The sequence below is a fragment of the Paenarthrobacter nitroguajacolicus genome (assembly GCF_051027655.1).
Lineage (GTDB): Bacteria > Actinomycetota > Actinomycetes > Actinomycetales > Micrococcaceae > Arthrobacter > Arthrobacter nitroguajacolicus.
In genome coordinates, this window is sequence record NZ_CP073234.1 from 3,178,477 (window position 1) to 3,200,023 (window position 21,547).

Annotated in this window: 18 protein-coding genes; 5 read left to right on the plus strand and 13 right to left on the minus strand. The window is 61.4% G+C overall.

Annotation, left to right across the window (positions count from 1 at the left end; translation table 11 throughout):
- Positions 1–41: 41 nt before the first annotated feature.
- Complete coding sequence (dapE, locus tag KCX59_RS15030; RefSeq protein ID WP_179017101.1) at positions 42–1,166, minus strand: succinyl-diaminopimelate desuccinylase; 1,125 nt, start codon at positions 1,164–1,166, stop codon at positions 42–44.
- Between the two features lie 85 nt (positions 1,167–1,251).
- Here dapE and dapD point away from each other — a divergent pair, with 85 nt between their 5' ends.
- Both dapD and KCX59_RS15040 read left to right on the plus strand, forming a co-directional pair.
- Positions 1,252–2,277 (plus strand): 2,3,4,5-tetrahydropyridine-2,6-dicarboxylate N-succinyltransferase, encoded by a 1,026-nt coding sequence (gene dapD / locus KCX59_RS15035; protein ID WP_178997008.1) that lies wholly within the window; start codon positions 1,252–1,254, stop codon positions 2,275–2,277.
- A gap of 13 nt (positions 2,278–2,290) precedes the next feature.
- Positions 2,291–3,133, plus strand: a complete 843-nt coding sequence (locus tag KCX59_RS15040) for a hypothetical protein (RefSeq protein WP_091468760.1) — start codon at positions 2,291–2,293, stop codon at positions 3,131–3,133.
- Positions 3,134–3,150: 17 nt separating this feature from the next.
- Here the strand turns inward: KCX59_RS15040 and KCX59_RS15045 are convergent, their stop codons facing one another.
- Positions 3,151–3,762: a hypothetical protein gene (locus tag KCX59_RS15045; RefSeq protein ID WP_178997010.1), complete on the minus strand. Its 612-nt coding sequence runs from the start codon at positions 3,760–3,762 to the stop codon at positions 3,151–3,153.
- A 109-nt stretch (positions 3,763–3,871) separates the two neighbouring features.
- The gene (locus KCX59_RS15050; protein ID WP_178997011.1) at positions 3,872–4,498 is read right to left on the minus strand and encodes a TetR/AcrR family transcriptional regulator; all 627 of its coding nucleotides are present in this window, start codon (positions 4,496–4,498) and stop codon (positions 3,872–3,874) included.
- An 80-nt stretch (positions 4,499–4,578) separates the two neighbouring features.
- Between KCX59_RS15050 and galE the strand changes: the two genes are divergently transcribed.
- A complete protein-coding gene (gene galE, locus KCX59_RS15055) occupies positions 4,579–5,619 on the plus strand; it encodes a UDP-glucose 4-epimerase GalE (RefSeq protein ID WP_179017100.1) in 1,041 nt (346 codons plus the stop codon).
- An 87-nt stretch (positions 5,620–5,706) separates the two neighbouring features.
- On the opposite strand, the gene KCX59_RS15060 is transcribed toward galE, so the two are convergent.
- The 3 genes from KCX59_RS15060 to fdxA form a co-directional block, all read right to left on the minus strand.
- Positions 5,707–6,990, minus strand: a complete 1,284-nt coding sequence (locus KCX59_RS15060; protein ID WP_091468769.1) for a citrate synthase — start codon at positions 6,988–6,990, stop codon at positions 5,707–5,709.
- A 232-nt stretch (positions 6,991–7,222) separates the two neighbouring features.
- Entirely contained in the window at positions 7,223–8,371 is a 1,149-nt protein-coding gene (gene dapC, locus KCX59_RS15065) for a succinyldiaminopimelate transaminase (protein ID WP_178997013.1), read from the minus strand.
- A gap of 12 nt (positions 8,372–8,383) precedes the next feature.
- Complete coding sequence (gene fdxA, locus KCX59_RS15070) at positions 8,384–8,710, minus strand: ferredoxin (protein WP_024817464.1); 327 nt, start codon at positions 8,708–8,710, stop codon at positions 8,384–8,386.
- Positions 8,711–8,845: 135 nt separating this feature from the next.
- Here fdxA and KCX59_RS15075 point away from each other — a divergent pair, with 135 nt between their 5' ends.
- The gene (locus KCX59_RS15075; protein WP_243836819.1) at positions 8,846–9,097 is read left to right on the plus strand and encodes a putative acetyltransferase; all 252 of its coding nucleotides are present in this window, start codon (positions 8,846–8,848) and stop codon (positions 9,095–9,097) included.
- Here KCX59_RS15075 and KCX59_RS15080 read toward each other — a convergent pair.
- Positions 9,030–9,461 carry a hypothetical protein gene (locus KCX59_RS15080; protein ID WP_179019860.1) on the minus strand — a complete coding sequence of 144 codons (432 nt, stop codon included), beginning with the start codon at positions 9,459–9,461 and terminating at the stop codon, positions 9,030–9,032. The two genes, KCX59_RS15075 and KCX59_RS15080, sit on opposite strands and share 68 nt — an antisense overlap.
- 34 nt (positions 9,462–9,495) lie before the next feature.
- Positions 9,496–11,412 (minus strand): translational GTPase TypA, encoded by a 1,917-nt coding sequence (gene typA / locus KCX59_RS15085; protein ID WP_089595701.1) that lies wholly within the window; start codon positions 11,410–11,412, stop codon positions 9,496–9,498.
- 283 nt (positions 11,413–11,695) lie between these two features.
- Between typA and KCX59_RS15090 the strand changes: the two genes are divergently transcribed.
- A complete protein-coding gene (locus KCX59_RS15090) occupies positions 11,696–12,568 on the plus strand; it encodes an SGNH/GDSL hydrolase family protein (RefSeq protein ID WP_256871664.1) in 873 nt (290 codons plus the stop codon).
- A gap of 154 nt (positions 12,569–12,722) precedes the next feature.
- Here the strand turns inward: KCX59_RS15090 and KCX59_RS15095 are convergent, their stop codons facing one another.
- The 5 genes from KCX59_RS15095 to KCX59_RS15115 all read right to left on the minus strand — a co-directional run bounded on the left by KCX59_RS15095 (position 12,723) and on the right by KCX59_RS15115 (position 21,430).
- A complete protein-coding gene (locus KCX59_RS15095; RefSeq protein ID WP_178997016.1) occupies positions 12,723–14,432 on the minus strand; it encodes a dipeptide ABC transporter ATP-binding protein in 1,710 nt (569 codons plus the stop codon).
- A gap of 10 nt (positions 14,433–14,442) precedes the next feature.
- Positions 14,443–15,387 carry an ABC transporter permease gene (locus KCX59_RS15100; RefSeq protein WP_091468781.1) on the minus strand — a complete coding sequence of 315 codons (945 nt, stop codon included), beginning with the start codon at positions 15,385–15,387 and terminating at the stop codon, positions 14,443–14,445.
- Entirely contained in the window at positions 15,377–16,306 is a 930-nt protein-coding gene (locus tag KCX59_RS15105) for an ABC transporter permease (RefSeq protein ID WP_017200386.1), read from the minus strand. Before KCX59_RS15105 ends, KCX59_RS15100 begins: the two co-directional genes overlap by 11 nt.
- A 124-nt stretch (positions 16,307–16,430) precedes the next feature.
- On the minus strand, positions 16,431–18,113 hold the full coding sequence (locus tag KCX59_RS15110) for a peptide ABC transporter substrate-binding protein (RefSeq protein ID WP_178997017.1): 1,683 nt from the start codon (positions 18,111–18,113) through the stop codon (positions 16,431–16,433).
- Between the two features lie 785 nt (positions 18,114–18,898).
- Complete coding sequence (locus KCX59_RS15115) at positions 18,899–21,430, minus strand: hypothetical protein (protein ID WP_179019856.1); 2,532 nt, start codon at positions 21,428–21,430, stop codon at positions 18,899–18,901.
- Positions 21,431–21,547 lie beyond the last annotated feature (117 nt).

The window sequence follows — 21,547 nt, forward strand, 5'->3', positions numbered from 1 at the left end:
GCTGCGGACCTTCTTCATTTGCTGAGCGGGAAGCCTTGGGACTACGGCGTTAGCCACGTCCTGAGTGCCCGGAAGCACTCACGGACGGCATCGGCGTCGACGTGTTCGTTGTCTTTGTGCGCCAGCAGAGGATCGCCGGGGCCGAAGTTCACTGCCGGGATGCCCAGTTCACTGAAGCGCGCGACGTCGGTCCAGCCGTATTTGGGTTTGGGCTCGGCACCCACTGCGGCAACGAAGGACGCGGCGGCGGGATGGTTGAGTCCGGGGCGCGCGCCGGCAGCAGCGTCTGTGCGTACGACGTCGAATCCTTCCAGCAAGTCCCTGACGACGGCCTCAGCCTGGTCCGGTGTCTTGTCCGGGGCGAAGCGGTAGTTGATCTCCACCACGCAGCGGTCCGGGATGACGTTGCCCGCAGTTCCACCGTTGATCTTTACGGCATTGAGGCTCTCGCGGTAATCGAGGCCGTCCACGTTGATGGTCTGCGGCTCATAGTCGGCGAGCCGGGCCAGGATGGGTGCTGCGGCGTGGATCGCGTTGATGCCCATCCATGCCCGCGCAGAGTGTGCTGTTTCGCCGATGGTGGTTGCTTCGAAACGGCTGGTTCCGTTGCAGCCGCCTTCCACTGTGCCGTGGGTTGGCTCCAACAGGATTGCGAAGTCACCCTTGAGCAGGTCGCCATGGTTGCGGACCAGTCTCCCGAGCCCGCTCTTCACTGCTTCCACTTCCTCATGGTCATAAAAGACGAAGGTGACGTCCTTGTCCGGCTGCCTGCCATCGTCAAACAGTGTTGCGGCGAGGGCCAGCTGCACCGCGACGCCGCCCTTCATGTCCGTGGTTCCGCGGCCATAGAGCACGCCCTCGCCGGGAACGCCGGACTCCCACGTGGCCGGGACGGTGCCCAAGGAGCCTTCAACGGTGGGCAGCGGCACGGTGTCCAGATGTCCGGCCAGGATGACGCGTTCAGCACGGCCAAGTTCGGTGCGCGCGATGATGGCGTCGCCATCCCGGGTCACGGTATAAGCGGGGATGGCGCGAAGGGCGGTCTCGACGGCGTCGGCAAGCTCGGTCTCATTGCCGGAAACGCTGTTGAAGTCGATGATCGCGGCCGTCAGCAGGGCAACGTCCTGGCGCAGGTCAAGGAGGGCGGGAGCAGGGTTCAGGGTCACCCGTCCAGCCTAATGCCCGCAAATGCGACTTCTATGGCATGAGACGGGTTTTAACCGACCTTTGCCTGCTGGATAGACTTGGCCCATGACTGAAACTGCTTCCTCTGCTGTGCCTGCAAACGCGACCGACAACCACCGATCGGCCTACGGCTTCGGCCTCGCCACCATCGCCACCTCGGCTTCCGGGGAAGCAACCGTGCTGGATGTCTGGTACCCCGCACCCGCGCTGGGCGTTGCCGCCGAGTCCTTGCGCGACGTCGAGAACGCCGATCCCGCACTCACTGCGCTGGCCGAGGAAGGCAAAGACGCCGACCGCGGCACCGAGCAGAAGGTCGTCTTCGCGCAGATCGACCTCGACGCCGCCCCGGCAGACACCGCCGATGCTTACCTCCGCCTGCACCTCCTCTCGCACCGCCTGGTCAAGCCGAACAGCATCAACCTGGACGGTGTCTTCGGCAAGCTGCCCAACGTTGTGTGGACCAACTTCGGCCCCGCCGCGGTTGACGGCTTCGAACTGACCCGCGCCCGCCTGCGCAAGCGCGGCAACGTTGTGGTCTTCGGCGTGGACAAGTTCCCGCGGATGGTTGACTACGTCGTTCCCACCGGTGTGCGCATTGCCGACGCCGACCGCGTCCGTTTGGGTGCCCACCTCGCCGAAGGCACCACGGTCATGCACGAAGGCTTCGTGAACTTCAACGCAGGAACCCTGGGCACCTCCATGGTGGAAGGCCGGATCTCCGCTGGCGTTGTTGCCGGCGACGGCACGGACGTTGGAGGCGGAGCGTCCATCATGGGCACGCTCTCCGGCGGCGGCAAGGAAAAGATCGCCCTGGGCGAGCGGGTTCTGCTCGGCGCCAACTCCGGCGTGGGCATCAGCATCGGCGACGACTCCGTTGTGGAGGCCGGCCTGTACGTTACCGCCGGCACCCGCGTGCGTGTTCCGGGCCCCAAGGACGAGAACGGCGAGGACACCAGCAAGATCATCAAGGCCGTTGAACTCTCCGGCGTCCCGAACCTCCTCTTCCGTCGCAACTCCACCACCGGCGGCGTGGAAGTCCTGCCGCGCAAGGGCCAGACGGTGGAGCTGAACGAGGCTCTCCACGCCAACTAGCAGGAGACACGCAATGCGCCGGTTCCGCCGCGCCATCGTTGCGGTGCTGGCTTTGGCCCTCGTAGCAGGTGCCATTTACGCGATAGTTGCCGTGCTGCAGCGCTCCGAGACCCTGGTCACGGAGCGCTGCTTTGCCGTGGTCGGCTCTGAAAACCATGAGCTTGCCACGGACCAGACTGCCAACGCATCGCTCATCTCGGCGATCTCCGTCCGGCGTGGGCTGCCGCCCCGGGCGGCGAGTATCGCTCTTGCCACAGCCATGCAGGAATCCAGGCTGCGCAACATCAACTACGGCGACGACGCCGGACCGGACTCCCGCGGTTTGTTCCAGCAACGCCCCTCGCAAGGCTGGGGAACCGAGGAACAGGTGATGGACCCCATCTATGCAAGCAATGCTTTCTTTGACGGACTGGTCAAAGTGCCCGGCTACGAGGCCATGGAGATCACCCAAGCTGCCCAAGCGGTCCAGCGTTCCGCTTTCCCCCGCGCGTACGCCCAGCATGAGGGAATGGCACGGGCTTTTGCTTCCGCCCTCACCGGGCATTCCACCTCGTCATTGAATTGCGAATTGCGTATGCCGGAGGCGGCGGGTGACCCTGCCGTCGTCGTCGATGAACTCACGACGGCGTTCGGCCCCCAGGCGGCCACCGTTCAGGGCCGCTCGGTTCAGCTGGAAATTGGCGGAACGCAGGCCTGGGCTGTGGCTCACTGGGCGGTGGCAAACGCAAAAACTTTGTCCATCACGCAAGTGGACCTTGCAGGCCAGACGTGGAACCGGGAGAAACGCGACGGATGGCAACCCTCCGCCGCTCCCACTGAGGCGGTCATCATCACTGTTTCAGCGCCAGCAACCTGATTTTTTTGTGCAGCCCACTAGGCCAGCATCTCCACCACGGGCTGGACGTAACTACGGAACACATCGGGCTCGGACATCAGCCGATGGCTCATGATCATGGTGCTCGGTTCCAGGTACCAGGCCCGGGGTTCATTGAGGGGCAGCTCAATAATAGTGAGTTCGAAGTCCCGGGAACTACGACCGACCTCGAGGAGCCTGTCCTCGACCATTTCGTTCAGTACGTGTGTCACCCCGTTGGCTTCACGCGCGGCCTCAAGATGGGCATACTCGTCAATCCTGTCGGTGGCCCATCCCAGAGCAGAGCCAAAATGTGCCTGCAGGACGCGCTGGAGTGCCGGTGAATTGCCAAAAGCTTTGAAGCTGGGCGGCGATAGCTCGGGAGCCGGATTGGGATAAGACTTCACCAGGCTCTCCCACCAGGCCTCCCACTCGGTCTTTAGCGCCGGGAGACCCCCCACATCAGAGGTGAGGTGTTGGTGGTCTGCATGTCTGACTTTTGGTGCTGCGTGGGAGAGGATGGGTTTTCCAGCACCATCCAATCCGGCTACGTCGCGCAAGTACAGGGCAATGAGCATAGGCCCGGACGTATCCATGGTGATGCGCCATCCCGGGCCGCCTGACTCGTGCATGCGAATTCCTCCCTTTGGCAGGTCCCCGACATGTTCCAGTCTATTCCCGATGACTCCGGACGGTAATGGCGTTGTCCGGCTCTTATTGGCTCGGCAGCCGCAACAACCCTCAGCGGCCAGCTGGCACTGCCCCCAAGGAGCGCAGGTGGGCCGTGAGGACGTCGCTGCACATCTCTGCGGTCATCCACTCGGGCTGGAGCAGCGCATGCATGCACAGCCCGTCCATGGTGGCCAGGAGCCTCTCCGCTTCCGTCACAAGGGTTTGCTGCGCGTCAGCTTCACCCGGATTCAGGAGCATGATGAGGCGACCGACGATTGCGGCCACCGTGCGGTGGCTGCGCTCGGCTTCGTCGGCCAGAACGGGCTTGATCCGGGCAGCGTGCCGGAACGCCATCCACACGCAGGCATCTACTGCGAGTTCCTCGTCCAAGGGCAGGAACTGACCGAGGAGATTCAGCACCGCGTTGTGCTGCTCGGGGCTTTCAGGTGAGGCATCCTCGACGGACACGAGTGCCGCCTCAAGACGCCTTGCAAGGCGATCGATGACGGCCGCGAAGGAGAAGACCAGAAGTTCATCACTGCTGGCGAAGTAGTGCCGCACCGAACCAACAGCCAGGCCTGCTTCGTCAGCTACTTCCCTGAGGGATGCCCGTTCCAAGCCATCGCTGGCAATAATCCGGAAGACGGCTTGGACAACTTCATGGCGCCGGGCTTCGGCATCAACAATTTTGGGCACCAGTAGTTTTTAGCACGAACGTGCTTCAACACCGCTCAACACAGAGCGGCGTGGCTCCAATTTCCGATAGCGTAGGAACCATGAAAATTCTTGTCACGGGTGGCACCGGCTACATCGGTTCCCACACCGTTTTGTCCCTTCAGGAAGCCGGCCACGACGTCGTTGTGCTCGACAACCTCGTGAACTCCAGCGAGGAATCCCTCCGCAGGGTTTCGGAGCTCACCGGCAAGACTGCCGCCTTCCACAAGGTGGACCTGGTGGATGAGCCCGCCGTTGAGGCCGTCTTCGACCAGCACCAGATCGACGCAGTCATCCACTTCGCGGGGCTCAAAGCCGTAGGAGAGTCCGTCCAGGAACCCCTCGCCTACTACTACAACAACATCGTGGGCACCCTGAACCTGCTCCGCGCCATGGACAAGCACAACGTGCGCTCCATCGTCTTCAGCTCCTCGGCCACTGTGTACGGCGAGCACAACCCGATTCCTTACATCGAGAAGATGGAAATCGGGGCCAACAACCCTTACGGCCGCACCAAGGAACAGATCGAGGACATCCTCTCAGACCTGGGTAACGCGGATGACCGCTGGCATATCGCACTCCTGCGCTATTTCAACCCGGTTGGAGCGCACCCGTCCGGCCGCATCGGCGAGGACCCCCAGGGCATCCCGAACAACCTCGTCCCCTTCATCGCACAGGTAGCCGTAGGACGCCGCGAGAAGCTCATGGTCTTCGGCGGCGACTACGACACCCCCGATGGCACTGCGCAGCGCGACTACATCCACGTAGTCGATCTGGCCGATGGCCATGTAGCAGCCCTGAACTACATCGCCGAGCGCGCCGGTGTCCGTCGCTGGAACCTGGGCTCCGGCCGCGGTTCGTCCGTTCTGGAGGTCCTGCATTCCTTCGAGAAGGCCGTGGGCCGGCCGATCCCGTACGAGATCACCGACCGCCGGGCCGGCGATCTCCCCGCCTTCTGGGCCGACGCTTCTTCCGCCCTCGCTGACCTTGGATGGTCCACCACGATGACCGTGGACCAGATGTGCGAGGACCACTGGCGCTGGCAGAAGAACAACCCCTACGGCTACAACGCAGCTGAGGCTGCCGCGACGAGCAACGCTTAGGCGAACACTGCTTCGGCAACCAACGACGGCGGCCGCCCACCTCGCGCGAGGTGGGCGGCCGCCGTCGTTATTGACGCTGTTGCCGTATTAGTTGGCCGGGTAGTTGCGCTCCGGCTCCCCTGTGTAGAGCTGCCGCGGACGGCCGATCTTGGTCTGGGGATCATTGATCATTTCGCGCCACTGGGCAATCCAACCCGGGAGGCGTCCAATGGCGAACAATACAGTGAACATCTTCTCCGGGAAGCCCATGGCCTTGTAGATGAGGCCAGTGTAGAAGTCGACGTTCGGGTACAGCTTGCGCTGGATGAAGTAGTCGTCAGCCAGTGCTTTCTCTTCGAGGCGCATGGCAATGTCCAGCAATTCGTCATTGCCGCCGAGCTTGCCCAGAACTTCGTGTGCCGTTGCCTTGATGATCTTGGCGCGGGGATCGTAGTTCTTGTAGACGCGGTGTCCGAAGCCCATGAGGCGGACGCCGTCTTCCTTGTTCTTGACCTTCTCCATGTAGTCCTCGGGCTTGATGCCGTCGGCCTGGATCTGGCGCAGCATCTTCAGCACGGCCTCGTTGGCGCCACCGTGAGCGGGGCCGAAGAGAGCGTTGATGCCGGCGGACACCGACGCGAAGAGGTTCGCATTGGACGAGCCCACCAGTCGCACGGTGGACGTGGAACAGTTCTGCTCGTGATCCGCATGCAGGATGAGCAGGAGGTCCAGGGCCTTCACGACCACAGGATCCATTTCGTACTGCTCGGCGGGCAGGCCGAAGCTAAGACGCAGGAAGTTCTCCACCAGGTTCTGGGAGTTATCCGGGTAGAGCATCGGCTGGCCGATGGACTTCTTGTGCGCGTAAGCAGCGATGACCGGCAGCTTTGCCATCAGGCGGATGGTGGAAACTTCCACGTGTTCCGCGTTGAAGGGATCCAGCGAGTCCTGGTAGAAGGTGGACAGCGCAGAAACGGCCGAGGAAAGCACCGGCATGGGGTGGGCGTCACGCGGGAACCCACCGAAGAAGCCCTTAAGCTCTTCGTGCAGGAGCGTGTGACGGCGGATCTTCTGATCAAACTCTTCCAACTCTGTGGGAGAAGGGAGGTTGCCGTAGATCAGCAGGTAGGAAACTTCGAGGAAGCTCGAGTGCTGCGCGAGCTGCTCAATGGGGTAACCGCGGTAACGCAGTACGCCTGCGTCGCCGTCGATGTAGGTGATGGCCGAGGTGGTGGCCGCTGTGTTCATGAAGCCGGGGTCATAGGCGACGGCGCCCGTCTGCTTCAGCAGCTTGGAAACGTCATAACCTTCGTTTCCTTCTACAACCTTGATGCGCGGCAGTTCGAGTTCGCCGCCGGCATGGCGCAGTGTCGCGCTGGTGGTCTCAGTCATGGAGTCCCCTTCATGAGGCCTCAAGGCCTCTATCGAACGCTTGTCCAACAACCTTCTGGTGTGGCCGCCTTCGGCCCTACTGTTGCAGGGCTCCAACGGCCGAAGTGCTTTCTTAGAGAAGGCCACCATTGATAGTCAGTTAAAAAGCTACCGCCAGTAACCCTACGGAACTAATCCGTACCATCCGGTTACTGGCGGAATGACGCTATTAGTGGTGCAAGTCACAGCATTGTTATGAGGCCGTGCCAAGCCGCTCTACGGCGGCGTCAATTCGCTCGTCGGTGCCGGTGAGCGCCACGCGGATGAAGCCATTGCCGGCATCGCCATAGAAAACGCCCGGGCCAACCACGATGCCGAGTTCCGCGAAGCGCGCCACCGTATCCCACGTGGCTTCGCCGGCTGTGGACCACAGGTACAGGCCGGCCTTGGATTCGTGGATCTTCAGTCCGAAGTTCTCCAGCGCCGGCACGATCCTCTCGCGGCGTCCGCGGTAGAGGTCCTTCTGGGCCAGGACATGGCCGGCATCGCCCAAAGCGACGCGCATGGCTTCCTGCACAGGGTAGGGAACGATCATGCCGGCATGTTTGCGGCTGTTGACCAGATTGGCCATGATCGCCGAATCTCCAGCTACGAATGCGGCACGGTACCCGGCAAGGTTGGACTGCTTGCTGAGCGAGTAGACGCACAGCAAGCCATCGGTGGAACCTCCGGTAACCCGGGGATCCAAGATGCTGGGGACAGCTTCGCCGCCACGCTGGGCATCCCATTCGCCCCAGCCCAGCTCTGCGTAGCACTCGTCGGAGGCCACTACTGCTCCGAGCTCACGGGCCTGGCCGACGATCCGTTGCAGCGACTCGATGTCGCGGACGCTTCCTGTGGGATTGCCCGGCGAGTTGATCCAGATCAACCGGACCTTCGCGCGGGTGGCGGGATCGAGTTCATCCAGATCGTCAGCGGCAACTGCCGTGGCGCCTGCCAAAGAGGCGCCGATGTCGTAGGTTGGGTACGCAACGGTGGGACGCACGACGACGTCGCCTGCGCTCAAGCCCAGCAGGAACGGCAACCACGCCACGAGCTCCTTCGAACCCACGGTAGGCATGACGTCCTTGGGGTCCAGCCCCGGGACGCCGCGACGGCTGGCGAACCAGTGCACAACCGCCTCCCGCAAGGCCTCCGTGCCGTGAACCGTGGGATAGCCGTGGGCATCGGCAGCGTTGGCCAGAGCCTCGCGGATCAACCCGGGGGTGGGGTCCACCGGAGTTCCGATGGAGAGATTCACTGCGCCATCGGGGTGCTTGGAAGCCGTGGCGACATACGGCGCCATGGCCTCCCAAGGGTAGTCAGGCAGGTTCAGGCCGAAAGCCGGCGCCGCTGAAATCACCGAAACTACCGCCTAGTGGTCTTGGTTCTGCGGGGGCAGCGCGGAGATGAACGGGTGGTCCTTACCCGTATTACCGATCTTGGCCGCTCCACCCGGGGATCCGAGGTCGTCGAAGAACTCAACGTTGGCCTTGTAGTAGTCGGCCCATTCTTCCGGGGTGTCATCCTCGTAGTAAATGGCTTCAACAGGGCACACGGGTTCACAGGCACCACAGTCGACGCATTCATCGGGGTGGATGTAGAGGGAACGCTCACCTTCGTAAATGCAGTCGACAGGGCATTCTTCAATACATGCCTTGTCCTTGACATCTACACACGGCTGCGCGATTACGTACGTCACGTCCCAGACCTCTCCACGGTTTGTCCCGGCGATGGCCGGGGTAATACGGCCGGCATCATGCCGGGCACTCAACTTCCGAGCCTATTATCCAACAGTGCGCTGACGCCAACCTAGCCCGCGTCTTAGTATGAAACGGTGACTCCCCCGAACTTGCCGCCCCGACAATTCCTCCTCGCCGCAGAACCAGGCATCCGGGTGGTGGTCAGGTACAGGATCGAGGACGGGTTGACGGACGCCTTGGGCTATCTGGTGGGAACTACTGAAGGTTCCTGCACCATCAGGACCCGTACGGCCGACGTCGAGATTCCGTTGGCAATGGTTATCGCGGCGAAAGAGGTTCCACCGCCACCGCCACGGCGGCAGTCCGTCCGCGTCGCAGCGGACTGACAACCAGCCGCTTAACAACCATAAGCATGATTAACGTCACTACGCCGATGCCGAAGACCCACACGTTGCCCACGAGGTCGCCGAGTATCAACTGCTTGGCGGAGCCGGCTGAAGACAGGACGCCGACGACGGCATAGCTCACCACGCCTGCCACCGCGGTCGGTATCACTGAGCGGGACCATGCAGCGAGCCACAACTGCACGGACGCCAGCAGCAGCAAGGCTGCGGCCACGCCCCAAGGGAGTTCAACGCCGGACCAGAGTACGGTCTGCCGGTGCAAGGCGGTGCCAGTCAGGGCAACGAAAAGAGCCGCCAGCACGGCCGTGGCAATTCCACGGACCGAACCGGCGGCTCCTCTCTTCATTCAGCTGTTCCGAACTGGTTCAGGCCAGTTAGGACTAGGACTTGGCGCGGGCGCGGTTGGCCTTGGCGCGCTCGTTGGAGTCCAGGATGACCTTACGGATACGGATGGCATCCGGGGTTACCTCGACGCACTCGTCTTCGCGGGCGAATTCGAGGGACTCTTCGAGGGTGAGATCGCGCGGCGGCGTCAGGTTTTCGAAGGTGTCGGAGGAAGCGGCACGCATGTTGGTGAGCTTCTTTTCCTTGGTGATGTTGACGTCCATGTCATCAGCGCGGGAGTTCTCGCCAACAATCATGCCTTCGTAAACCTCGGAGGTGGGCTTCACGAAGAAGGAACCGCGTTCCTGCAGGTTAATCATGGCGAATGGAGTAACAACGCCTGCGCGGTCGGCAATCATCGAACCGTTGGTACGGTATTCGATCGGTCCGGCCCACGGCTCGTAACCTTCCGAGATCGAGGCAGCGATACCGGCGCCACGGGTGTCCGTCAGGAACCGGGTACGGAAACCAATCAGGCCACGCGCAGGGACGATGAATTCCATGCGGCACCAGCCGGTGCCGTGGTTGGCCATGTTTGTCATGCGGCCCTTGCGGGCAGCCATGAGCTGCGTGACGGCGCCGAGGTATTCCTCGGGCACATCGATGGTCATGTGTTCCATCGGCTCGTGCAGCTTGCCGTCGATGGTCTTGGTGACAACCTGCGGCTTGCCCACGGTCAGCTCGAAGCCTTCGCGGCGCATCTGCTCAACGAGGATGGCCAGCGCGAGCTCGCCACGGCCCTGGACTTCCCAGGCGTCAGGACGCTCGGTGGGGAGCACCTTGATGGAGACGTTACCGATCAGTTCCTTGTCCAGGCGATCCTTCACCTGGCGGGCCGTGACCTTGGCGCCCTTGACCTTTCCGGCCAGCGGCGAGGTGTTGATACCGATGGTCATGGAGATCGCGGGATCATCCACGGTGATCAGCGGCAACGGCTGCGGGTTCTCGGCGTCCGTGAGGGTTTCACCAATGGTGATTTCCTCGATGCCGGCGACAGCAACGATTTCACCCGGGCCAGCGGACTCAGCAGGAACACGGGTCAGTGCCTTGGTAGCAAGCAGCTCGGTGATCTTGACGTTCTTGAGCTCGCCGTTAGCACGCGCCCAGGCAACGGTCTGGCCCTTGCGGAGCGTGCCGTTGTAGATGCGAAGCAGTGCGAGGCGGCCAAGGAACGGGGATGCGTCCAGGTTGGTCACGTGTGCCTGCAGCACGCCGTCCGGATTGTACGTCGGAGCGGGGATGTGCTCGATGATGGTCTTGAAGAGAGGCTCAAGGTCCTCGTTCTCCGGAGCAGAGCCGTTGGCCGGCTGATCCAGGGACGCGCGGCCAACCTTGGCAGCGGCGTAGACGACGGGAACTTCGAGAACCTTGTCCAGGTCCAGGTCCGGAACTTCGTCGGCGAGGTCCGAAGCGAGACCCAGGAGCAGGTCCATGGACTCATGGACAACTTCGTCGATGCGGGCGTCGGGACGGTCGGTCTTGTTGACCAGGAGGATGACCGGAAGGTGCGCGGCAAGGGCCTTGCGGAGCACGAAGCGGGTCTGGGGCAGGGGGCCCTCGGAGGAGTCGACCAGCAGGACGACGCCGTCAACCATGGAGAGACCGCGCTCTACTTCGCCACCGAAGTCGGCGTGGCCGGGGGTGTCGATGACGTTGATGGTGATGGTCTCGCCGTTGGACGACGGGCCGTTGTAGGCAACCGTGGTGTTCTTCGCGAGGATGGTGATGCCCTTTTCGCGCTCCAGGTCACCGGAGTCCATGACACGGTCCTCAACCTCACCATGGGAAGCGAAGGAGTTGGTCTGCTTGAGCATGGCGTCGACCAAGGTGGTCTTACCGTGGTCAACGTGTGCGACGATCGCGACGTTGCGCAGATCGCTCCGCGACGCAGTGTTGGTGATGGTTTCAGACATGCGTTAATGACTCGATTCAGTGGTGAAGTCAGCTGTTTGTATCCGCGCGCATACCTGATCGACTTGATCGGAACACACAGCGAAAAGACCCCGGGACACAGGGCACCTGCATCCAGTCTAAACGCAGTTGCATTTCTGAGCCTAAAAAGCAAGCTATTCAGCGCTCGGATGTGGCGCTGCTCACACTGCTGTCTTGTTATGTAAACGCAAGTCCAGATGCTGGATTTTCCCCGCGCTGTGCACCATGATGGGCTGCAGAACCAGTGCCACGTGGAGAACAACGATGCGACAAGCTCCGGCCGTGTTCCGTATGCTCGCACCATTGATCGCCATTGGCGTTCTGACGGTAGGCTGCGGACCAAGCCCAGCACCAATGACCGCCCCCTCTGGCTCGACCGCGCCCGGGCCTGCGCAGACAGCCGCCGCAGACAAACCGCTCAGGATTGCACCTGCCCCCAGTTCACTCAACCTGCCCGTGGGATCCCTGTATAAGAACCCCGCGAACAACCGCAGCGAACTGGTTCTCGCCGACGTGCGCCACACCGCGGTACTAATTGGCGATTCCCAGTCAATGCCGAAGGATTCCTGGCCGCAGCAGGGCATCGCAGCCATGGGCTACAAATTGCACGTAGTGGGTATGGGCGGCACCGGGTATGTGGCCACCAACGGAAAGACCGGCAACTACATCGACGCGTTGCAGCGCGGCGACTGGGTACTGCCCTTCGGTGATCCACCGCTGATCGTCGTCCAGGGCGGCGGCAACGATGCCACCCAACGCGCCACCGACGCCCAGATCACCAGCAACGCCGAGCGGCTTCTCGCAGCCCTGAAGAAACGCTACCCGGGCACCACCTTGGCCATGATTGGAACCCTTGCCAGGGGCGTGAGCAACGGAGGCGGACGCCGCACTGAAATCGACGCCCTTCTAGGCCGTATTGCCGCCAAGCACGGCATACCTTTCGTCAGCGCGGGCGACTGGCTCACCCGCTATAACGCAATCGGGGATCTCCAGGACGGCGTGCACTTGAAGCCGGCCGGGCATGCAAAATTAGGCGCCGCACTGGCTCGCGAATTCACTTCGCTTGGTCTCACTGCCCGCCCGGACAGCTCCGCCTCAGCATCTGAATCTGCACCTGAATCTGCACCTGCGCAGTAGAGCGCGCGTTGCGTGGCCCGCTCTGCGCGCTTCGCGAGCTTTATGACGTGCACAGCAGGCCTCACAACACGAAGTCAACAGCAAGAGCCGGTGGTTCCCTTCTCGGGGATCCACCGGCTCTTCTGCTAAACAGCCGTCAAACGCTCGACGCCGGTCAGGCCACCGCGGGTGGCAACAACAGCGAACCGCCCGGAATGGCATCCAGGAGTGCCTGCGTGTAGGCCTCGCGCGGGTTGTCGAAGACGTCATCCGTGCTGCCCGTCTCCACGAGCTTGCCCTTTTCCATGACGCAGACATGATCCGCGATCTGACGCACCACCGCGAGGTCGTGCGTGATGAACAGGTACGTGAGGCCGAGGTTGTCCTGAAGGTCAGCCAGCAGGTTCAGCACCTGAGCTTGGACAAGGACGTCCAAAGCCGAGACCGCCTCATCGCAGATGATGACTTCCGGATCCAAGGCCAGGGCACGTGCAATGGCAATGCGCTGCCGCTGGCCACCGGAGAGCTCGTTGGGGTACCGCTGCATCATGGACTGTGGCAGGGCTACCTGGTCCAACAGTTCCCGGACCTTCTTTTCACGGCTAGCTGCGTTGCCGATCTTGTGTACGCGCAGCGGCTCTTCAATGGTCCTGAAGATGTTGTACATCGGATCCAAGGAACCGTAGGGGTCCTGGAATATGGGCTGCACACGGCGACGGAACTTGAAGAGTTCCTTACCCTTCAGCCCCGCGGTATCCACGCCGTCAAAGATGATCTGGCCCTCGCTAGGCTTTTCCAGCTGGAGAACCATTTTGGCCACAGTGGACTTGCCCGATCCGGACTCCCCCACGATAGCCGTGGTGGTCCCGCGCTTTACAGAGAAGCTGACATCGTCAACAGCAGCGAAATCGGAGGTCTGACCCAGCCCCTGTCGCAGTTTGTAGATTTTGCGCAGGTTCTTGATCTGGAGGATCTCGTCCTGGACGCGGCTTTGCGCTGCTGCCACAGGTGCCAACAGGTCACCGGCATCCACGCCCTGCTCCTTAGCCACTTGAATGCGGCGTGATGCCAGGGACGGCGCCGACTCCACCAAGCGGCGGGTATACGGGTGCTGCGGATTGCGGAGGAGCTCCAAAGAGGGACCCGCCTCAACAACATTGCCTTGGTACATGACAATGACTTTGTCAGCCCGCTCGGCAGCCAAGCCGAGGTCGTGCGTGATGAGCAGCACGGAAGTGCCAAGCTCAGTGGTCATCTTGTCCAAGTGGTCCAGGATCCTGCGCTGCACAGTCACGTCCAGCGCCGACGTGGGTTCGTCGGCGATGAGGAGCTTGGGCTGGCAGCTCAGGCCGATGGCGATCAGGGCGCGTTGACGCATGCCGCCGGAGAACTCGTGCGGATACTGCTTGGCACGCCGGGCAGCGTCCGGGAGGCCGGCTTCAGCAAGCACCCTGGCCACGTCGTCCGGGCCATCCGGCCGCCCGTTGGCTTTGAGCGTTTCACGAACCTGGTAGCCGATCTTCCATACAGGGTTCAGGTTGGACATGGGGTCCTGGGGAACCATGCCGATATGGCTGCCACGGAGCTCGATCATGCGCTTCTCCGAAGCGTGGGCGATGTCTTCGCCGTCGAGCAGTATCTGCCCGGCGGAGACGCGTCCGTTGTTGGGCAGCAAGCCGATGGCGGCTAGCGCCGTCGTCGACTTTCCCGAACCCGACTCCCCCACAATGGCGACCGTTTCGCCCGGCATGATGGACAAGTGGGCGTTCTTTACCGCCTTGACCTCCCCGGAACCGGTCTTGAAAGTGATGGCCAGATCCTTGATTTCCAAGATGGGCCGTACCGGTGCTGTGGCTTCATCAATTCTGATGTTGGCAGAAGTCATGTTCGCCTCCTTAGCGCTGACGGCTCTTGGGATCAAGAGCATCGCGGACGGCGTCGCCAAGCATGATGAAGCTCAGGACGGTGATGGACAGGGCGGCTGCCGGGTAAAGCAGGATTCCCGGGTTGGTACGAATGGATGCATTGGCCGCGGAGATGTCGTTACCCCACGACATGACGCTGCCAGGCAACCCGACGCCCAGGAAGGACAGGGTGGCCTCCAGGACGATGAAGACGCCCAATTCCAGGGTGGCGAGGACGATCACGGGTGCCAGGGCGTTCGGCAGCGCATGCTTGACCAGGGCGCCAAACTTGGAAACACCCAGTGATCGGGCCGCCGTCACAAAGTCCGCGTTGCGCACTTCGATAACCGCGCCTCTGGTGATGCGTGCCATTTGCGGCCACGCAAGCAGGGATATTGTCAGGACCACGGTCCAGACGCTCCGGTTCTCACGGAACAGCGGGAGCTGCGTGATAACAAGGGCACCGAGGATAATCGGCAATGCGAAGAAGATGTCGCCCAGTCGGGCCAGGACGGAATCCAACCAGCCACCGTAATAGCCGGCAAGCGCACCGAGGGTGACACCAATGATGACGACGGCAAGCACGGACAGGACACCGACGGACAGCGAAGCCTGCGTACCGTGGATGACCCGTGAATAGACGTCGCAACCCTGCAGGGTGAATCCCAGCGGGTGGCCGGCTGTGGGCGAGCCCTCGGAGTTGGCCAACTGGCAGTCGTTGTTGGGTTCGACGCTGGTGAACAGCCCCGGGAACACGGCAACAATAACCAGGAGCAGGATCAGCAGCGAGGAGACGATGAACAGGGGGCGGCGGCGAAGCTTGCGCCAGGCATCAGCCCAGAGGCTTAGGGGCGCCTGATCTGTTTTGACAGCGTCAGTGGCCAGAAGCGGTGTCTCCTCGACGGGAGCCACAAAGTGTTCATTATTACTGGTCATAGCGGATCCTCGGGTCAAGCCAGGCGTACAGGAGGTCAACCAAGAGGTTGGTGATAACGAAAACCAGGACCAGGACGCTCACAATGGCGACGATGGTAGGTCCCTCGCTGCGTGCGATTGCCTGGAAGAGTTTGTTACCCACTCCGGGGACGTTGAAGATGCCCTCGGTAACAATGGCACCACCCATGAGGCCACCAAGGTTGGCGCCCAAGTAGGTCACCACCGGGATCAACGAGTTCCTGAGGATGTGGGCCACCACGACGCGGGGCCGGGACAGTCCCTTTGCCGTAGCAGTGCGTACGTAGTCCGCGTTCATGTTCTCGCTGACAGAGGCTCGAGTCAGGCGGAGGACGTAGGCGAAGGACACTAGTCCCAGCACGACTGCCGGGAGGATCAGGTTGCCCCAATCGGCGTTGGCGCCCACTGTAGGTTTGGCCCAGCCAAGTTGGACACCGAACACGAGCTGGAAGACGAAGCCCAAAACGAAGGTGGGAACTGCGATCACCAGAAGGGAAACGACCAGAACGGTGGAGTCGAAAAGTTTGCCCTTCTTCAGGCCGGCGAAGACACCGAAGGCAATACCGAAGACGGCCTGAATGATGAGGGCTTCAATGGCAAGCATTGCTGTGACAGGGAAAGCCCTCGCCAGGGAGTCCGCAATGGGTTGCTGGGTGAAGTCAACGCCAAGGTTGAAGGTGAACAGGTTCTTGATGAAGAGCCCGTACTGGACCCAGAAGGGCTGGTCCAGGTTGTACTGGGCCCGCAGGGCGTCGATGACGCTCTGCGGCGGCTGGCGATCTCCGAAGAGGGCTGCAATCGGGTCGCCAGGTAGTGCGAAGACCATGTAGTAAACGAGGAGCGTGGTCCCCAGGAATACCGGGATGACCTGAAGGAGCCTACGGAAGATAAAGCGAACCACGGGTCACCCCTCTCCGGTGGTTGGGCGTTGGTGTGTCATGTGTGCCTTCCTGCCAAGCAAGCAAGGGGGGCCCGGCGCTTTGGCCGGACCCCCGCTGCCCTAAGGCAAGTTCAGATCCTGAGGACTACTTGGCCTCGATGTCGAAGTAACGGATGCCGCCGTTCCAGCCGGTTTCAGCTGAGACAACGTTGTTGCTCCAAACGATCGGGGTTGCCCGGTACCACAAGGGCAGACCGGGGAGGTCCTTGAACAGGATCTCCTGTGCCTCGTTGAACTTCTTGTTGGCATCTTCCGGAGTCTTGGCTGCAAGGCCTTCCTTGAGGAGTTTGTCGAACTCGGGGTTCGAGTACTTCTCGTAGTTGGACGATGCGTTGGTTGCCCAAACAGGTCCGAGGAAGTTGTAGAGCGACGGGTAGTCGCCCTGCCAGCCGGCGCGGGTCAGGCCCGGGAGGGACTGCGACTTACGCAGGTCCAGAACTTCAGCGAACTTCGCGAACGGCTGGATTTCAGCCTGGATGCCGAGGTTGTTCTTGAAACCGTTGGCAACGGCGTCGATCCATTCCTTGTTGCCGCCATCGGTGTTGGAGGCGATGAGGAGGGGCTTGGAACCGTCGTAAGGCTTGATCTTCTCGGCCTGCTCCCAAAGATCCTTGGCCTTGGCGGCGTCGAACTTCAGGACATCGCTGCCGGGGATGGCGTCGTTGTAGCCGTCGAGCACGGGAGCCGTGAACTCGGTGGCCGGGGTACGCGTGCCGTTGAAGATGACCTTGGTGATCTCTTCACGGTTGATGGCGTGGGACAGAGCCTGGCGACGCAGCAGACCGGCTTCACCCTGGAAGTTCGGGTTGTAGCCCGGGATGTTCAACGTTGCGTTGTTGGCGTTCGGGCGCGTGGAGTTACGGTCCGGGAAGTCCGTGGTGTAAGTCTTCAAAGCGTTCGAGGGAACAACGTCAGTGATGTCGAGGTTGTCGGCCTGGAGATCCGTGTATGCGGGGCCCGGATCCGTGTAGAACTTGAAGGTCACGCCGCCGTTCTTGGCAGCACGCGGGCCGGTGTAGTCAGCGTTCTTGACCAGGGAGATGGACTGGTCGTGTACCCAGGCACCTTCCTTCTCGAACTTGTACGGGCCGTTGCCGATCGGGTTCTCGCCGAACTTCTTCGGGTCCTTCAGAGCCTCGGAAGGCAGCGGGTAGAAGGCGGAGTAACCAAGGCGCAGTGACCAGTCAGCTTCAGGCTGAGCGAGCTTGACCGTGATGGTCTGGTCGTCAGTCGCGGCCAGGCCGGACATGGTCTGGGCCGTAGGAGCCGGCGTCGAGGTCTTCTTGCCGTCGGCGCTGGTGGTCTCAGTGACGGCGCTGACGTCGGCGTAGCCTTCGATGGACTCGAAGAAGAAGCCGTTGTTCTGGAGGTTGGTGCTCAGCGCGGCGAAGTTCCAGGAATCAACGAACGTCTTGGCCGTGATGGCCTCACCGTTGGTGAACTTGGCGCCGGACTTGACCTTGATTGTCCAGTTCTGTGAATCGGTGGTTTCGATCGACTCCGCCAGCGCGTTGACGGGCTTACCGTCCGAGTCGTAGGCACGAAGGCCTTCAAACAGCAGCTCGACGACGCGGCCACCGTACACCTCATTGGTGTTGGCGGGGAGCAGCGGGTTCTGCGGTTCGTTGCTGTATGCGGAAATGACCTTGTTCGGGTCAGTTGCGGCTGAGCTGTTCGTATTGCTGCCGCCACCGCCGCCGCAACCGGTCACTGCGAGGGCGATGATCGCCGCTACGCCTAGAGCTTTGGAAGTGCGCGAGAAACGCATTCCGCCTCCTATGAGTCGTGGAGTTGAGCAGGGGAAATTCGTGATTTCCCCCAGGCACAGGCACAGTTTCCTACTGTGACGTTGCCTACATGTGTGTGTAAGCCTACCCACATTGTGTCCAGATGTTGGGACATGCTGGCCAAACTGTAACCGTTCCGCAACCTCCACATGCCTAAACTGGCGCGGATTTCAAGTCAAACCCTACTCGGTGGTAATATTCGCTGTCTGACAGCAGGACAGGGCCTCTCTTCTCCGGGAACAGCCCGGTTCACGCTTCATCGTTTGCCCCGTGCTTAGGCTGGCCCGATGGAGACAGTTATGCACGGGCAGCACGGCCGCGCAACCGCCAACGCGACCGGAATGCTGGCTGGCCGGACCGCTGGCGTCCTTTGGACCAAACAGGGCCCAAACAAGCAGCGAGGACAGCCCGTTGTGCAGTCCCAAGCATCCGCCGTCGAGTTTCCCGGAGGCGAGTCCATGGCGGGAATGCAATCGCGCGCGGTATCTGCAATCCGACGCCGGACTTGGAAAACTGATTAAGCCAGCAGAAGCCGAAGCGCTTGCCGCCCGGTGCGGCGTGTTGCTCGAAGAGGGGCAGTTCCCGCCTCCCGGCGGCGAATCGTCAGCTGTTCCGTCGCCGCTTTTCAAATGCGCCGTCCATAACCCCCAAGATCTTCAACAAGTTGAGGCCCTTACCGGTTCGCCGGTAAGGGCCTCAACTTTATGGATTCTGATGTCAGCGAAACTTCGGTAGTGTCAGAGACCCCGCCAGAGTGCCACGGGTCCTAGTAGCTGTTGAAAGACAGCTTCACTTTGCCATCCTCCACGCTGATATTGGCGCTCAGGGACACTGAGGTGGTGTCCGTTGTAGTTTTCCAATCAGAAGTCCCGAATCCATATGAGTTGTCCTTCTCATAGGTGACGGTCGCTTTACCGGGAGTCTCCGTGCGGACACGCCAAGGGGAAGTGCCGTAGCCCTTGCTCACAACGAACGTGGGCTTGGTGGTGAGTGCCCAGCGGAAGTTCTTTGTATAGCGCGACGAACTGTAGCTGTTCAACGGGCAGTTGGCCGGCCTGGCCTCGGTGGACTTCACACATTCAGCCAGGTAGGCGTCGATTTGGGCCATCGCCTCCGACTTCAAGGTCTCGGAAGCTTCCACCTCAAGGCTGGCCACGGGGGAAGTTGAAACAGTTCCGATGTTCACCATCGCCGTCAGCTTCGGGGCCGTCAGGTATTTCTCCGAGGACGGCAACTCCACTGTGTACTCGCCGGGCAATGCGGGGTAGGTCACGGAGCGATTGTCGGCAAGGTTGACGTCAACTGGCTGTCCGTTGATCAGGACCGTCTTCACCGGGGTGTCCGAGGAGATACGCAGGTTCCGGGGAGGCGCAGACTCCATGACCCAGTGGTCATCCAAAAACTCCGGGTTGGACTTACGCAAACTATAGGTCGTTTGCTGTTTCCGGCCGTCCTGATACATATCGGCAACCACGTTGGCTTTGTCGTTGGAGATATTCGTCGACACGATGTCGAACCTGTCGATGCGCTTGGCCGCCTTGGAATAGACCTCGTCAGAGAGAAGAACCCGCTGATCATTGGCAACGCCGGGATCGGCGATGGCCATCGCTTTGGACGCCTCGCCATTCTGCAGCGCCTGGAGGTAGCTGGCAACGGCCTTGTCGGGTCCATTGTTTCCCTTGATCACATCGACAGCGATAAACCCACCGACAATCAGTACGACGACGAGACCGGCTGCCCCCAAAATCAGGCCAAGCTTGCGCTTTGCCTGGGCAGTCATGGGCTCTCTCGGTGACAGTGCCGGGTAAGCTCCAGCGGCAGCCGTCCCGTTTGGATCGTCAACGGCCGCAGTGGCAACCTGTTCCGCGACGACTGGCTGGGCAGGAGCGATCTTGTACGCCAAGGGCAAAGGCACGTACCTGCTCAACTGGGGCGCCAGATAGCGTGCTGAAACTTCCGTTGCGCCGCCCCACAGCAGCAGGAAGAACGGCGTCCACCACGCCAGCGTCATGCTGAAGGCGCCCGAAGCCAACGACCCGGCGTCGAAAGTCCCCGTCACGCCGCTGAGCCACGTCATCAGCGTCCCGACAACGAGGAAGGCTGCAGGGAGCATAATCCAGTCGGCGATCTTGTTGCTCACCACCGGCCCCCGGCGGAGGTACCAGAAGACGGAAGCCACCACGACGGAAATTAGCGCCAGGAGAAGCATCAACCACCCTGCCCAACCCGGGACACCGAACTGGGTGAGCGCGTTTCCAAATCCAAAGCTGATGTCTGAACCTGAAGAATTGGACGATGAAGACATGCTTGAACCGGAATTCCAGGTGCGGCTGACGGCACTCAGGTGGCCCAGGCCGAACATGAAAAAGCCTGCCGTTGGCGCCCACAAGGGCGATGAGAGTGAGGCCTGCCATCCGGACTTTATGCCGATGGCAATCACCAGGACGGGAATCGCAATGGCAAAAAATACACCATAGTGAACCGCCACAGTTTCAAAGGCCCGGCCAATTGCAGCACGCAGCCCGCTACGGACGGAGAAACGTGGCGTACCTGACACGCGCCCCAAATATGCGGCGAGAGTTCCGAGGATCAATGCAAACGCCACAGAGCCAAAAGTCACTGCCCCGATCGGGCTGATCTTCACATTGGGAATCGGCAGGCTTACAGCAAAGATCGCCCCGATGATGTTGACCAAGAGAGTGAAAACGAGGCCTGCTGTCGCTGCCTCGATCCAGAATCCGGCTGTGGATTGGGCCGCGGACCGCTTGGCGGCAAACCGTGCGGCAAAAAACAGGACCGCAACCGAGATGGCAGTCAGCAACAGTGGAACAGCAAAGAATGACGCCGAACCGTGCACGCTACCGACGAACGGAATGGTTGCGTCGATGCTTGAGCCAAGCGCGCCAAGCTGGCTCATGACCACCAACTGAACAGCGAATTGGCCTAGCAGGGACCACGGAGACGGCATTGTGCTGTCGCCGGACACCATTGAATTGGACGGTATCTCGGTGTTGCCGCCGTTGCTGACGGCTACACCTATCAAAGCCAGAATCAGAAAGAGAAGTGCCGTGATGAGAACGGCCATATAGGAAACGGCCCCCACTAAGGCCCCGGGAATCAGCGATTTGAAGTCAAAGGAACTGAAAAGAGTGGACACCTGTGTACTTTTTGCCCCGGCTTCGTTGTGGCCGGCGTTCTCCGTGCCAGCGGCCGGTGGGCTGTCCGGCGCAGCATTGTGCGGGCCGGTATTTTGCGGCGGCCCGCCGGGCGTGGCAGGTGGTTGATGTGGTTCGGTCATAACAATTTCCCCCTTATTGTTCTTTTCCTGCTCATGGTGCCATAGCCCAATACATCCCACGCGGTTGTCGTATCGCGTGGAATGCCTCGGCATTCACACTACGAAAAATGCCGCCCT

What these genes read in the sequence shown, in the direction of transcription:
- dapD (WP_178997008.1), top strand. Translation starts at nt 1,252, where the DNA reads ATGACTGAAACTGCTTCCTCTGCTGTGCCTGCAAACGCGACCGACAAC.
- KCX59_RS15040 (WP_091468760.1), top strand. Translation starts at nt 2,291, where the DNA reads ATGCGCCGGTTCCGCCGCGCCATCGTTGCGGTGCTGGCTTTGGCCCTC.
- KCX59_RS15045 (WP_178997010.1), bottom strand. Translation starts at nt 3,762, where the DNA reads ATGCACGAGTCAGGCGGCCCGGGATGGCGCATCACCATGGATACGTCC.
- galE (WP_179017100.1), top strand. Translation starts at nt 4,579, where the DNA reads ATGAAAATTCTTGTCACGGGTGGCACCGGCTACATCGGTTCCCACACC.
- KCX59_RS15060 (WP_091468769.1), bottom strand. Translation starts at nt 6,990, where the DNA reads ATGACTGAGACCACCAGCGCGACACTGCGCCATGCCGGCGGCGAACTC.
- KCX59_RS15080 (WP_179019860.1), bottom strand. Translation starts at nt 9,461, where the DNA reads ATGAAGAGAGGAGCCGCCGGTTCGGTCCGTGGAATTGCCACGGCCGTG.
- typA (WP_089595701.1), bottom strand. Translation starts at nt 11,412, where the DNA reads ATGTCTGAAACCATCACCAACACTGCGTCGCGGAGCGATCTGCGCAAC.
- KCX59_RS15090 (WP_256871664.1), top strand. Translation starts at nt 11,696, where the DNA reads ATGCGACAAGCTCCGGCCGTGTTCCGTATGCTCGCACCATTGATCGCC.
- KCX59_RS15095 (WP_178997016.1), bottom strand. Translation starts at nt 14,432, where the DNA reads ATGACTTCTGCCAACATCAGAATTGATGAAGCCACAGCACCGGTACGG.
- KCX59_RS15100 (WP_091468781.1), bottom strand. Translation starts at nt 15,387, where the DNA reads ATGACCAGTAATAATGAACACTTTGTGGCTCCCGTCGAGGAGACACCG.
- KCX59_RS15110 (WP_178997017.1), bottom strand. Translation starts at nt 18,113, where the DNA reads ATGCGTTTCTCGCGCACTTCCAAAGCTCTAGGCGTAGCGGCGATCATC.
- KCX59_RS15115 (WP_179019856.1), bottom strand. Translation starts at nt 21,430, where the DNA reads ATGACCGAACCACATCAACCACCTGCCACGCCCGGCGGGCCGCCGCAA.